Below are 1,281 nucleotides of genomic sequence, written 5' to 3' on the forward strand. Positions count from 1 at the left end.
GAAAAAGGTTTATCATTTTGTATAAACTGCCATAAAAGTTAAAAACAACTTTAGGCATGTCAGGATGTCTGATTATATTATGAGGTTTTCCTATCATTTCTGACAAAGGATATTTAGCTACACGAGAAAAAACCTTATTACCAAACAAAATAATACCTTTTAAATCTGTTTCTGAAATAAACATTTCATCTATGTTGAATGGAGACTCAACATTCTTAGGTTCAGGTCTTCTCATGCTCTTACCCTCCAAAGTTTATATATATAATTATCGGAAAAAATACTTTATTCTAAAGGTTTATTTGCAGTTTCTTTTAATGTTAAACCTGCAAAAAATGCAACTGAGGCTGCAAATATTAAATAAAACGCAGGAGATGCCAAATTTCCTGTTTCTTTAATTAAATATGTTGCAATTAACGGAGAAGTACCGCCAAAAATTGCAAAAGGAAGGTTATATCCTATGGAATAACCTGAATTTCTTATGTTAGTTGGGAATATCTCAACCAGTGTAGTAGGAAGGACTGCCATAAATCCAGCCACTATTACAGCAAATATAACCTGACCTATAAGTGCGTCTTCAAAACTTCCATTTGATAAAAATGAAAATAAAGGATACGCAAAAATTACCGTCAAAAATGTAGAAAACAATATTACAGGTCTTCTTCCAACTTTATCAGATAAAAATCCCATTACAGGAATAAGTAGAGCAAGGATTATCATACTTACAGTATTTATAGTTAAAGCTATAGATTTTGGGAATTTCACAAAAACAGACAAATGACTTGCTGTATAAACAAAAATTGTATAGAACCCAACAGCCTGAAAAGTACTTAATGCAAAAGTTTTGGCAAGCTTACTTTTTCCTTTCCCAAAAAGTTCTTTTAATGGAGATTTTGCTTTTAATTCTTCATATTCAAGCTCTAAAAACTTTGGAGTTTCATCTATGTGTTTTCTAACATAATAACCAACAAACCCAAGTATTACACCTGTAAAAAATAACACTCTCCATCCCCAGCTGTAAAGAGCTTCATCTGTTAAAACTTTTGTTATAAACGCACCAGAAGCAGAACCGAGTAAAATACCAGCAACTGCACCAAGTATACCTACGCTTCCATAAAGCCCTCTTTTATCCTGAGGAGCATGCTCAACTAAAAAAGATATTGAAGTAGTATACTCACCTCCAACAGAAAGACCTTGAATTAATTTCAGTAAAACAAGTAAAGTTGGAGCAAGAATTCCAATTGTTTCATAGGTTGGTAAAAGACCTATTGCTGTTGTAGAAAT

The 1,281-nt window shown here is 32.2% G+C and carries 1 protein-coding gene and 1 pseudogene; both read right to left on the minus strand.

Features of this window, described 5'->3' with window-relative positions:
- A pseudogene (locus tag HG1285_RS18545) lies at positions 1-235 on the minus strand (hypothetical protein); the annotation flags it as partial.
- 47 nt (positions 236-282) lie between these two features.
- A partial coding sequence (locus HG1285_RS01065) for an MFS transporter (protein WP_032497195.1) occupies positions 283-1,281 on the minus strand: 999 nt, incomplete at its 5' end.

The organism is Hydrogenivirga sp. 128-5-R1-1, from assembly GCF_000171895.1.